Raw genomic sequence first — 11843 nt, 5'->3', positions numbered from 1 at the left:
TGGGGCTGTAAAGGGAGGACAATCACATGAAAATAATCAATATTGGAATTCTTGCCCATGTAGACGCTGGAAAGACGACCTTGACGGAGAGCCTGCTATATGCCAGCGGAGCCATTTCAGAACCGGGGAGCGTCGAAAAAGGGACAACGAGGACGGACACCATGTTTTTGGAGCGGCAGCGTGGGATTACCATTCAAGCGGCAGTCACTTCCTTCCAGTGGCACAGATGTAAAGTTAACATTGTGGATACGCCCGGCCACATGGATTTTTTGGCGGAGGTGTACCGCTCTTTGGCTGTTTTAGATGGGGCCATCTTGGTGATCTCCGCTAAAGATGGCGTGCAGGCCCAGACCCGTATTCTGTTCCATGCCCTGCGGAAAATGAACATTCCCACCGTTATCTTTATCAACAAGATCGACCAGGCTGGCGTGGATTTGCAGAGCGTGGTTCAGTCTGTTCGGGATAAGCTCTCCGCCGATATTATCATCAAGCAGACGGTGTCGCTGTCCCCGGAAATAGTCCTGGAGGAAAATACCGACATAGAAGCATGGGATGCGGTCATCGAAAATAACGATGAATTATTGGAAAAGTATATCGCAGGAGAACCAATCAGCCGGGAAAAACTTGCGCGGGAGGAACAGCAGCGGGTTCAAGACGCCTCCCTGTTCCCAGTCTATCATGGCAGCGCCAAAAATGGCCTTGGCATTCAACCGTTGATGGATGCGGTGACAGGGCTGTTCCAACCGATTGGGGAACAGGGGGGCGCCGCCCTATGCGGCAGCGTTTTCAAGGTTGAGTACACCGATTGCGGCCAGCGGCGTGTCTATCTACGGTTATACAGCGGAACGCTGCGCCTGCGGGATACGGTGGCCCTGGCCGGGAGAGAAAAGCTGAAAATCACAGAGATGCGTATTCCATCCAAAGGGGAAATTGTTCGGACAGACACCGCTTATCAGGGTGAAATTGTTATCCTTCCCAGCGACAGCGTGAGGTTAAACGATGTATTAGGGGACCAAACCCGGCTCCCTCGTAAAAGGTGGCGCGAGGACCCCCTCCCCATGCTGCGGACGGCGATTGCGCCGAAAACGGCAGCGCAAAGAGAACGGCTGCTGGACGCTCTTACGCAACTTGCGGATACTGACCCGCTTTTGCGTTGCGAAGTGGATTCCATCACCCATGAGATCATTCTTTCTTTTTTGGGCCGGGTGCAGTTGGAGGTTGTTTCCGCTTTGCTGTCGGAAAAATACAAGCTTGAAACAGTGGTAAAGGAACCCTCCGTCATTTATATGGAGCGGCCGCTCAAAGCAGCCAGCCACACCATCGATATCGAGGTGCCGCCCAACCCGTTTTGGGCATCCATAGGACTGTCTGTTACACCACTCTCGCTTGGCTCCGGTGTACAATACGAGAGCCGGGTTTCGCTGGGATACTTGAACCAGAGTTTTCAAAACGCTGTCAGGGATGGTATCCGTTACGGGCTGGAGCAGGGCTTGTTCGGCTGGAACGTAACGGACTGTAAGATTTGCTTTGAATACGGGCTTTATTACAGTCCGGTCAGCACGCCGGCGGACTTCCGCTCATTGGCCCCGATTGTATTGGAACAGGCATTGAAGGAATCGGGGACGCAGCTGCTGGAACCTTATCTCTCCTTCATCCTCTATGCGCCCCAGGAATACCTTTCCAGGGCTTATCATGATGCACCGAAATACTGTGCCACCATCGAAACGGCCCAGGTAAAAAAGGATGAAGTTGTCTTTACTGGCGAGATTCCCGCCCGCTGTATACAGGCATACCGTACTGATCTGGCCTTTTACACCAACGGGCGGAGCGTATGCCTTACAGAGCTGAAAGGATATCAGGCCGCTGTCGGTCAGCCGGTCATCCAGCCCCGCCGTCCAAACAGCCGCCTGGACAAGGTGCGCCATATGTTTCAGAAGGTAATGTAAAGATACATAATCGTCAAGACGGCAACAATCAGAAGTTATGGAGGGTAACAATGGAATATAGTAAGGAAGATTTAATGGAAGCAAAAAAGCAAATTTGGGGAGTGGGAGAGAACATGGGAACAGAGGAAAGTAAAAATGTGTGCCGCGATCTCCGGCAGCTTCCCGCGTCCATGCAAACTCAATATCGGCGGTTTCCAGCCCGCAGCCGAAAGAGGACGCAAGCAGCTTCCCGTCTGTCTTTTCGGGATTTAAGATATAGTCTATCGCAGCCTTTAAGGTTGATTTAATAGGGTGCGTCTTTGTAACCGCCATATCTCGTCCACCGCCTTTTTAATGTCCTCTATATCCTGCCTGTAAACCGTCCCCGTCGCATTGGCGCGTTTTGCAATTTGGTTGATGTTCCGGCTCACCGCTTGCAGTTCCCGGATATATGCTTTTGTGTCGCTTCGGTCAACGACAAGAATATACCCGTCTATCGCCATTTTACGGAAGTATGCCCCATACTGCTTTATGGGAAGCTGCTTCATCTTCTCGTCGATCAGCCGCTTTTCTTCTTCCGTAACGTAAAACTTCATCTGTATATTTCTCTTTCGGTTTTCCATTTCCGCACCGCCTTTCGGTATAAGGGTTTGGGATTATCCCAACAAGCATTTTCCGCAAACGGGTACTCGTTTGCTGTGCTTGCTATCTACTCCATACCCCCACCGAAAGGCGGTATTTGTTGCGCGTTCCTTTGATTTTGGACGCAAAAAAAGATTGCAGCCGCCATGCGCTGCAATCTCCCGATTTCTCATATTGTGAGGTTAATCCTCTGCTTTTTCGACTTCCGTTATCTCCCTTGCTGTTGCGGTTACAATCCGTATGCCTTTATCGCTCATACCGTCCAGCAGCGCGTCAAGCTGCCGCCGCCCGGTGGATTTCTCCGCATTGCTGTTCGGGAAGAAAAATTGATCTACCGAAATATGATACCGGGTTACAAGGTCATAGAATACCTGTAAACTCGGCTGTTGTCCCTTGTTCTCGATATTCGCAAGGTAGCGCGGGGAAATATATAACTCGTCGCTTACCTTTTTGCGGCTCTCGCCGTATTCATTTCTCGCGGCTTTTATAGCTGCCCCGAAAGCCTTAAAGTCGTACAATGGTACGGGTCTTTTTGCCATTTTCATTCACCCTGTTACATTTTACAGTTCACCTTTCTTTTTGGATATGTCCACACAATTCATATCATTAGGTTAAATACTTCCTGTTGTGTATTGACAGTAGACTGATTTTCTGATAAAATAAAATTTATGTAAAAGGAGGCGGCGTTTATGTTGCATAGCATGCGTATTAGATAAGCATTGAAAAAAAGGATTTTCCCATTTTCAACATGGGCTTTTTTGTCATGCTTATTTTGCGGATGCTATACAAAAAACTAACGACGTATAGATATAGTATAGACATAGTGCAAGCTATGCCTTAGTTTTGTTGTACTGCTCTGTGCATTATAAATGCAGGTCAATGCTCATGTTGAGGATTGACCTGCATTTTTTTGTGTAAAAAGGACGAGTGAAATATAATGCTTAAAAAATATTGGATAAAATGTCCGATTTGTAACGGAAAGACGAGAGTTCAAGTATTTCATAATACTGTATTAAAAGATTTTCCTCTTTTCTGCCCTAAATGCAAATTGACGCATATCATTGATGTAGAAAAATTAGAGATTGTAATCAAAAATACAGAAAAACAAACTTTTATTATTTAGAAGAAAGGATATAAAAATGAAACGTTTACCTAAATATACGCCTGCGGAAGTACGGAATGATCCATACGGATTTACTTACAAAGAAATGTCGGAAGTTATTGGCGAGAATGAAGCAAAAGCCTTATATGAAGAATTATATAAGCAATTACCACGCAAAAAAATCTATCAATGTTGGTAAAAAATATTTGCAAAAGCAGTGATACTGAAAAGTATGTTTACGAACTGAAAGACAACAAATACATTGAAACGGTTTTTATCAAGCGGCGAGATGGTGGAACTGTTTGCGTGAGCACACAAGTCGGTTGTCCTGTTGGTTGTATTTTTTGTGAGTCCGGGCGAAATGGCTTTGTTCGTAATCTAACATCGTCAGAAATCGTACAACAGATTATATTGTTGCGTCGAAAAGTAAACCGTATCGTTTTTATGGGTATGGGAGAGCCTTTATTCAATTATGACAACTTGATAAAAGCAATCCATATTCTCCGAGATAGATATGGGCTCAACTTTCCAACCGACGGCATTACCATATCAACAGTTGGTCCGGTCGATCAATTAAAAAAATTGCGCGAGGAACATCTTAAAATTCAGTTGACAATATCTTTACACGCAGCAACACAATCTGCAAGAAATCGTATTATTCCTCACATGCGCATATATGCTATTGAAGATGTTGTTAAGCAAGCCTTATCCTATTCTGAAAGGCATAATCGCAAAATTGTCTTTGCGTATTTGCTTTTACCGGGTATAAATGACCGGCCCTCAGATGTAAGACAACTTGCAAAATGGTTTCGGGGCAAAAAAGTTATGATTAACGTGTTACAATACAACCCAACAAGCAATTCAAGAATTAAAGCACCACAGAAACGGGAAATAGTTGCATTCAAACATCAATTAGAGCAAGCAGGACTTGAAGTTACTATGAGAGTTTCTCATGGCAGAGAGATTAACGCGGCTTGTGGACAGTTAGCTAACACATATAATAAATTCAAAAAAAAATGATTAAAAGTGCCAGACGCATAGACGCAGAGCCGATAACGCATTAGGTCAAAAAACCTATGTGTTATCGGCTTTTTTATTTAATATTGCGCAAAAGCCGCTGTTCCCTATTATAGAATGGATTGCGGGTAGTGTATTAAAGTCGCCCTTTTTTAAGGATACGGCGGTATCGGGGAGGTATCGCCGTGTCCATTTTTATTTACTGTAACCCGCCTAATGCTTTGCGGTCAAAAAAAGCTATGCTCCGCAAGCGGGATATTCCGGCTATGAATGTGAACTGTCAATACATTTAGCTACTGCTTACATTTCCTTTGCGCCCGTCCGCGTCTTGCGGACGGGCGCATTTTGCTTTTTTCAACTTTTTTCTGAAAAGCGCACTCAAGAGCCATCTCCCGAACGGGTACGGAGCGAAAGGGGCAGAGAGGACAAGCCCTTAACTCCCGTCCTCTACTCCACGCGGGAAGGAGGTGAACTCTATGGAGCTATCTTTCAAAGGCCCGGTTTTCAAGCCATGCTTGCAGACATTGAAGCCGGGAAAGTGGGTACGGTCATCGTCAAGGACATGAGCCGGTTAGGGCGTAACTACTTGCAGGTGGGATTTTACACGGAAATGCTGTTCCCTCAAAAGGGAGTGCGTTTTATCGCTGTCAACGACAATGTGGACAGCGCAAACGGCGGCATGGACAACGATTTTACCCCTCTGCGAAATCTGTTCAACGAATGGCTGGTGAGAGATACGAGCAAGAAAATCAAGGCAGTAAAACGAGCAAAAGGCATGAGCGGCAAGCCCGTTACCAGCAAGCCGGTGTATGGCTACCTCATGGACGAGGACGAGAACTATATCGTTGACGAGGAAACCGCGCCGGTAGTCAAGCAGATATACCAGCTTTGCCTTGCCGGGAACGGCCCGACCAAGATTGCCCGTATGCTTACGGAGCAGCAAATCCCCACGCCGGGGACGCTGGAATATCAGCGGACTGGCAGCACACGCCGCTATCACCCCGGCTATGAGTGCAAATGGGCGACAAATACCGTTGTCCACCTGTTGGAAAACCGGGAGTACACCGGCTGTCTGGTAAACTTCAAGACGGAGAAGCCCTCTTACAAGACCAAGCACAGCGTAGAGAACCCCATCGAGAAGCAGGCCATTTTCCCGAACCACCATGAGCCGATTATCGACACGGAAACATGGGAGCGCGTGCAGGAGTTACGCAAGCAGCGCAAACGCCCGAACCGCTATGATGAAGTGGGGCTGTTCTCCGGTATGCTGTTCTGCGCCGACTGCGGCCATGTGATGTACCAGCAGCGGTATCAGAACAAGAACCGCAAGCAGGACTGTTACATCTGCGGCAGCTACAAGAAGCGCACCCGCGACTGTACGGCGCACTTTATCCGCACCGACCTGTTGACCGCCGGTGTCCTCTCCAATCTCCGGCAAGTGACCGAGTATGCCGCCAAGCATGAGAGCCGCTTTGTGAAGCTGCTTATCCAGCAGAACGAGATCGGCGGCAAGAGAAAGACCGCCGCAGCCACGAAGCAGCTTGAACAGGCACAGGAGCGCATTTCTGAAGTGAGCCGCATAATCAAGCGGCTGTATGAGGACAATGTGAACGGCAAAATCAGCGACGAGCGTTTCATGGAACTGTCGGCAGACTATGAGCAGGAACAGCGGGAACTGAAAGACCGCGCCGCCGCTTTGCAGGAGGAACTTTCCAAGTCGCAGGCCGCCACCGTCAATGCGGAAAAGTTTATGGGTATCGTCCGAAAGCACCTTGCCTTTGAGGAATTGACCCCCACCCTCTTGCGGGAGATGATTGAGAAAATCGTCGTGCATGAGTGCAGCTATGACGAGAACGGCACCCGCAGGCAGGACATTGAGATTTATTACAGCTTTGTCGGCAAGATTGACTTGCCCGAAGCCTAACGCCCGACCTATCCGACACAACGCGCGAGTGCCGGATAGGAACGGCAAAATTTTTTACACTTCTATTACTTCTTTATCGCACATAAGCAAAAGATCAGGGAATCAACTCGGCTTCAACTAAGATATTGGTTACAGGGCATAGTCGCGGGGCAGCAGTGGCTAACATGCTCGCCAAGCGCCTCATGGCGAGCGGCTTCGTCTCCAACAACATTTTTGCCTATGCGTTTGCTACCCCAAACGTCTCTACATCTGTCAGTGCTCTGCCGAATATCCACAACGTGGTCAATCCGGAGGACTTTGTCCCGAAAGCCCCCTTGGAGAAATGGGGGTTCGGGAAGCACGGTGTTGTTCACGAGCTGCCATCCCTCTCGAACACAGAGATGAGCTCGTACGACCAATTGCATTCCCTGATGAACGATCACTTCAAGAAATTGGTCGGAGAGGATCATCTCAACTATACTGGCGCTGCGGAAACATCCGAGTTCATCGCGAATGTCGGAAATTATGCGCCGACCGTCCAAGCCTATTATGAGACGAGGCACGGAGTTGGCCAATTGACCACGTACGAGTACTTCATGAAGCTTGCCGGTGTTGTGGGAGGTGGAGGCGATATCGCCGACTTTTCGACGGCTTCTGCAAGCTTTCCTGATTTGGCGGGGTACCTTATTGCGGGGGGTCTGCTTTCGCCTCGGATTTTCCATGCTCACGGCCCCGAAACGTACCTTTCGTGGTTGAAAGCATTCTCCTCTTAGAGGATCATTGGCAGATGCAAGATGGGAAGGTCTAGGCCGTCCGCCGCGCGGACGGCTGGGCTTCCGGCGCGGGGGCGGCGCCCCCGCGCCGGGGCCGGTCGCGAGGAGGCTTCGTGTTCGTTCGGACTTGCACCCTGCTGGAATGGCTGGCGATCCCCTCCGGGGCGGCGCTCTGCCTGGCCCCTGCGGCGGTGTTCGCCGCGGCGTTCTGGGTCCCGATCCTGGCTGGGCGGGGGAGGAGGAGCCGTCCCGTGTCGGCGCCCCTCGGGGTGGGGGCGGCTTCCTGCGGGAACGCCCTGCTCGCTCTGGCGGCCACTGCCGCCACTCCAGGGGGGTTCCTCGCGAAAAGCCTCCTGTCCTGGGCCTTCCTGTCCCCTTACCTGTGCGCGAGCGTCGCCCTCGCGGCGTCGTTTCTCGTCTTCCTGGCGACGTGCCGCAGGCTTTCCTACGAGCCCTACTCGTACAGCGTCGGGCGGGTGGCCGCGTCGGCCCTTGTGTTCGAGGCGGCGTTCGTGCCCGGCGTCCCCCTCGTGGTGCTCGCGATGTCCCTCTTGTGAGGTCTCCTCCCGTCGGGCGGGCCTTCGCCGGGGGCGTCGCGAACGCGCCCGGGGCCGGGAGGCGAAGCCGTCGGGGCCGTCGGGGCGATTGCGGCCGCCCTCTGCCTTTCTCGCGCACGGCCCTTATGCCCTCGCCCATCCCCCTCGCTTCCTTCGAGCCGGGCCCGCCGAAGGCAAGCGACGGAACGTCGAAGAGGAGGATCGCCCCGCCCACCTCTTTCCGGTCCGCGGCCCCGGGGCCTCGCCGGCCCGGGGTCCGCGGCGGGCCTCGCCATCCGCGGCGCCGCGAGGTAGAATGCCGTTGAGTTCGTCAGGCGGTCTTCGGGGAAAGCGAGGCATCGGCGATGGGGAACACTTCGAAAAGGGTGCCGCTGTTCTGCGCGGCGTCGCTCGCGTGTTCGCTCGCCTTTGCGGGCGCCGGATGCGCGGAGGGGGGCGCGGTCTCGGCAGACTCCCCCGTGGTGGCCGACGGAGTCACCACCTCCGAGCCGTTCCTGTCGCCCATGTCCTCGCGGGAGGTGCTCCTCGACGAGGTGACGAAGCCGACCCTCGTCTCCCTGGTGTTCTACCAGGCGGGGACGGCGGAGGGCGTGGTGAGGGACATGGAGGGCCAGCCCGAGCGCGAGTACTACGACGAGGACGTCCTCCGGAAGTACCAGGAGCGCGAGGAGCGGGTGACCGACCTTCTCGCGCGCGTCGTGTCCATGGAGGCGTCCGACACGGAGGCGCTCGAGGCGGCCTACGGGGAGCTCCTCGACATACTGGAGGTGGACGAGAGCCCGGGGATGTGGGAGCGCCTCGACGCCGAGGAAGGGGGCGGCCGTGCGTAGCGGCGCGAGGGCCGCGGCCCTCCTTGCGGCGGCGGCCCTCGCCGCCTTTCCGATGGCGGGCTGCTCGCAGGAGGGGTCGGTCGGCTCCGGGGAGGAGCGGGAGGATGTGTCCGACGAGTTCGGCTACGTCCCTGAATGGTTTGAGGAGGACGCCCGCGTCGAGCCGTTCTCGAAGCGCGCCCTCACGGAGAAGCTGTTCGTGTGCATGAACTGGCTCGAGATGCTGATCGAGACCGAGTACGACCAGGCCCTCGAGGAGGGCCGGGCGGACTCTCCGAAGCTGCTCGCCCTGCAGGAGGACTTCGGTCAGATGGCCAAGGTGCTGGCTCGCGTCGTCTCCGCCGATGAGGACGACATGGAGGCCCTGGAAGCCGCATATCAGGACATGAGGGCCGTCATGGGCCTCGATCAGGGCCAGGGGACGGCGGCCACCTCGTAGGACGAGTGCTGGGACGGTCCCGGAGGGGCGGCCCCCTCCGGGCCGGGCGCGGGGCCCCGGCTAGATCGCCCTTCCGTAGCAGGCGCGGAAGCGGTCGATGCGGGCGCCGTTGCCGGCGTAGTCGTCGCCGGACCCGCTGTGGTCGTAGAGGTCGTGCATCTCGGGGAGCCAGACGCCGCCGACCGTCGCCACCTGGTAGCGCACCATGAGAACGCCGACGTCGGGGTTCGTGGAGTCGGTCCAGCACCGTATGCCCGTGATGGGGGAGCCGTCTCCGGCGCAGCCGTACATCTCGTCGTAGATGTTGTACTGGCTCACGGGGGGCAGCCATCCGGACGCCTCCGTGCGCACTTGGTAGTACCCGCAGTAAATGTCCATCGCCACGTACGTGATGGGCTGCCCGATGTTCCCCGCGAAGTCGTCGCCGACGGGGCCGGTGTCGCTCCAGTTGACCATCTCGGGCAGCCAGCCGGCCTGGGCGGTCTTCACGCGGTAGCGGAGGTCGGGGAGGCCGCCGCTCGGCGGCTGGACCCCGCCGCCCTCGCCGACGTAGCGCAGGATGCCGTCCCATGGGGCGTCGTAGTAGTGGACGATGCGGGACTCCCATCCGGTCTGGTCGCCCAGCTGGCCGTCCACGCCGCCTCCCTCCGGGCCGTAGAACTCGGCCAGCTCGTCGGGGTACGCCGACGTGCACATGGCCGTATGGCCGTTGCCGGACATGCCCCGTCCGTGCTCGTTGAGGTAGATGTCGCCCCGCTGAGCGATGTAGGACATGGGCATCCACTCGAAGTTGCCCGTGGAGCACATGCAGTTCTTCATGTTTCCCGTGTACGTCGCGCCGCCGCAGTCCACTCCGGCGGCCTCGTAGGCCGAGATGACCGCGCTCGAGCAGTCGCGGTCCCCTCCTGCGAAGCTGTACGTGACGCCGTCTATGACTATCGACTCGGTCCCGGTCCCGTATCTGCCCGGCTGGGAGTAGCCGTGTCCGCCGCCTCCGTCGTGGGTGCACAGGTGCTCCATGATCTGCGCAGCCACTTCGCTCTTGCTCGTCATTCTCACCACGCTCCTTGCGTCTGGGCAGACCCTTCGTCCGCCTTCGCGTCCATCCTGCTCGCGGCGTTACCCAAATCGATGGCTTGGGCGCGTGGTCGCTCTTTGCCGCGGCAACCGCAGCGAAAAACGCTCTTCCTCGCATTCCGGCTTCGAGCGCTTGTAGGGTCTTGGGCTTTCTGACGAGCGCGAAAAAAGTAACGCCTTGGAGATACTTCCCTCGCTTTGGTGGCGAGAAGGGAATTTCTTATGGGCGGGAGCATGCCGAGAAGAAGCTGGACCACTTCGGAAGTGCGTTTCCTCAAGAAGTGGGCTGGCCGGATTTCGGCAAACGAAATCTGCGAAGCCCTTGGAAGAAGCAAGGCCTCCGTGCAAAGCAAGGTTTGCGAGCTTAGGAAGGGCGGAGAAGGCGTCTCTCTTAGGCACTACGAGTCCGTGCTTGTCTGGTGCCCGAACTGCGCAACGTGGAGGACGAAGGTGTTCAAGGGCACCGGGCTGTGCCTCGTGTGCCGTTTAAGGAGCCGGGTCGATAGGTGTCGACGCCGGTGCGAAGAGGCCCTTCTGGAGCTTCCTGACGAAGCGCGCGCGGAATTCTTGTCGAAACAGTTCAAAAGGGGAAGCAGCATCCCTCCGAAACCCAAGATGAAAAAGGCAGACGGCTCCTCGGAATACGAGAGGCGCCGGTGCGAGGAGGAGAACGCTGTCGCCATCGAGGAATGGGAGGTCTCGTATCTCAGGAGAATGGCCAACGCGGAGAAGGCAAGGCTTTATCGCATCCGCGAGAAGGCGAAGGGCGCCGAGAAAGAGGCTGCGGCGATCGCGCAAATGGTTACGCCTGACGAGAATGGGATTCGCTAGCTGCTGAACCGCGGGGAAAGGGCGGATTGTGGGCAAATGTTCGGAACATATTCTGCACGAGTACAGGATAAAGGCGCTTGAAGAGAAGATCGCGACCGATCATGAAACCATGGAGGGCAATTCGCGGGCCATCGATGCGAGCAACGCGAAGATGGACTTCGTTCTCAAGGACGTGAGCGATCTTGAGCGAAAGGCGGACGACGCCGAAAGCGAGCCAAAGGAGCTTTTGGCAGCTTGGAAGCTCGCGGTTGCCGCCGCCGTCGCCTCTCTCGTTGCCAATGCCGTTTTTAGCGCTTTGTTCGAAAGGTGATTAGCATGTTTGGAATAGACTGGAAATCGCGGGTGTCCAACAAATCTTTCTGGATCGCCCTGATACCGGCTCTTCTCATCTTGGCCCAATTTGTGCTCAAGGTGCTTGGCGTCGAAGTCGACGTTTCGGCGATGGAGGGCGACGCGATAGACCTTGTGAACGCCGTTTTCTCCGTTCTCGCAATTTTCGGAATCGTGGTGGATACGTCGACTGAGGGCATATCGGACGAGTCCTGCCGAGCGAAAAGGGAAGGGGGCTTGAAATGATCCGGAGGGGGCTTTGCTTGATCGAGGCGTGGGGAAGCGGGGGGAATCCGCTGACGCAAAACAAATGATGCCGCTTCCCCGATAGGCAAAAGCAGAAGCCCCTCGTTCCATGCGCGGGGCTTCTTTGGCGGTTTCGACGGTTTCGGCATGGCTGATCGGTCATGCCGAACC

12 protein-coding genes and 4 pseudogenes are annotated in these 11843 nt (G+C 54.9%); 12 read left to right on the top strand and 4 right to left on the bottom strand.

All coding sequences use genetic code 11. The features are described from left to right. Window positions 1–26: 26 nt before the first annotated feature. The gene (gene tet(W), locus LB310_RS04720) at window positions 27–1946 is read left to right on the top strand and encodes a tetracycline resistance ribosomal protection protein Tet(W) (protein ID WP_301154650.1); all 1920 of its coding nucleotides are present in this window, start codon (window positions 27–29) and stop codon (window positions 1944–1946) included. 50 nt (window positions 1947–1996) lie between these two features. Next, window positions 1997–2086 (top strand): annotated as a pseudogene (locus LB310_RS04715) (class I SAM-dependent methyltransferase); the annotation flags it as partial. A gap of 25 nt (window positions 2087–2111) precedes the next feature. Here LB310_RS04715 and LB310_RS04710 read toward each other — a convergent pair. The 3 genes and pseudogenes from LB310_RS04710 to LB310_RS04700 form a co-directional block, all read right to left on the bottom strand. After that, a pseudogene (locus LB310_RS04710) lies at window positions 2112–2258 on the bottom strand (endonuclease); the annotation flags it as partial. Further along, a complete protein-coding gene (mobC, locus tag LB310_RS04705; RefSeq protein ID WP_002584958.1) occupies window positions 2219–2548 on the bottom strand; it encodes a plasmid mobilization relaxosome protein MobC in 330 nt (109 codons plus the stop codon). The gene mobC and the pseudogene LB310_RS04710, both read right to left, overlap by 40 nt. Before the next feature lie 201 nt (window positions 2549–2749). Continuing rightward, complete coding sequence (locus tag LB310_RS04700) at window positions 2750–3106, bottom strand: helix-turn-helix transcriptional regulator (RefSeq protein ID WP_002584957.1); 357 nt, start codon at window positions 3104–3106, stop codon at window positions 2750–2752. A 398-nt stretch (window positions 3107–3504) separates the two neighbouring features. Between LB310_RS04700 and LB310_RS04695 the strand changes: the two genes are divergently transcribed. The 7 genes and pseudogenes from LB310_RS04695 to LB310_RS04665 all read left to right on the top strand — a co-directional run bounded on the left by LB310_RS04695 (window position 3505) and on the right by LB310_RS04665 (window position 9188). Continuing rightward, the gene (locus LB310_RS04695) at window positions 3505–3690 is read left to right on the top strand and encodes a cysteine-rich KTR domain-containing protein (protein ID WP_003431289.1); all 186 of its coding nucleotides are present in this window, start codon (window positions 3505–3507) and stop codon (window positions 3688–3690) included. Between the two features lie 16 nt (window positions 3691–3706). Then, window positions 3707–4689 (top strand): annotated as a pseudogene (rlmN, locus tag LB310_RS04690) (23S rRNA (adenine(2503)-C(2))-methyltransferase RlmN). Window positions 4690–5164: 475 nt separating this feature from the next. Continuing rightward, window positions 5165–6610, top strand: a pseudogene (locus tag LB310_RS04685) (recombinase family protein); the annotation flags it as partial. Between the two features lie 125 nt (window positions 6611–6735). After that, window positions 6736–7362 (top strand): hypothetical protein, encoded by a 627-nt coding sequence (locus LB310_RS04680; protein ID WP_301154649.1) that lies wholly within the window; start codon window positions 6736–6738, stop codon window positions 7360–7362. Between the two features lie 113 nt (window positions 7363–7475). Continuing rightward, a complete protein-coding gene (locus tag LB310_RS04675; RefSeq protein WP_087193192.1) occupies window positions 7476–7919 on the top strand; it encodes a hypothetical protein in 444 nt (147 codons plus the stop codon). Window positions 7920–8263: 344 nt separating this feature from the next. Beyond that, window positions 8264–8749: a hypothetical protein gene (locus LB310_RS04670; protein WP_087193193.1), complete on the top strand. Its 486-nt coding sequence runs from the start codon at window positions 8264–8266 to the stop codon at window positions 8747–8749. Continuing rightward, window positions 8742–9188: a hypothetical protein gene (locus tag LB310_RS04665; protein WP_087193194.1), complete on the top strand. Its 447-nt coding sequence runs from the start codon at window positions 8742–8744 to the stop codon at window positions 9186–9188. Before LB310_RS04670 ends, LB310_RS04665 begins: the two co-directional genes overlap by 8 nt. A gap of 60 nt (window positions 9189–9248) precedes the next feature. On the opposite strand, the gene LB310_RS04660 is transcribed toward LB310_RS04665, so the two are convergent. Next, window positions 9249–10241, bottom strand: coding sequence for a peptidoglycan amidohydrolase family protein (locus tag LB310_RS04660; protein ID WP_087193195.1), 993 nt, complete (start codon window positions 10239–10241; stop codon window positions 9249–9251). A 246-nt stretch (window positions 10242–10487) separates the two neighbouring features. Between LB310_RS04660 and LB310_RS04655 the strand changes: the two genes are divergently transcribed. From LB310_RS04655 to LB310_RS04645, 3 genes are read left to right on the top strand one after another with little or no spacing between them, the layout of a single operon-like run. Beyond that, entirely contained in the window at window positions 10488–11096 is a 609-nt protein-coding gene (locus LB310_RS04655; RefSeq protein WP_087193196.1) for a hypothetical protein, read from the top strand. 28 nt (window positions 11097–11124) lie between these two features. Next, window positions 11125–11406 carry a hypothetical protein gene (locus LB310_RS04650; RefSeq protein ID WP_087193197.1) on the top strand — a complete coding sequence of 94 codons (282 nt, stop codon included), beginning with the start codon at window positions 11125–11127 and terminating at the stop codon, window positions 11404–11406. A 5-nt stretch (window positions 11407–11411) separates the two neighbouring features. After that, window positions 11412–11672, top strand: coding sequence for a phage holin (locus LB310_RS04645; protein WP_087193198.1), 261 nt, complete (start codon window positions 11412–11414; stop codon window positions 11670–11672). Window positions 11673–11843: the final 171 nt, after the last annotated feature.

Source organism: Gordonibacter sp. RACS_AR49 (assembly GCF_030418435.1).
In the GTDB taxonomy this organism is placed as follows: Bacteria; Actinomycetota; Coriobacteriia; order Coriobacteriales; family Eggerthellaceae; genus Gordonibacter; species Gordonibacter urolithinfaciens.
Note: the sequence above shows the minus strand (reverse complement) of the source record. Positions and strands in the feature narration are given on the sequence as shown.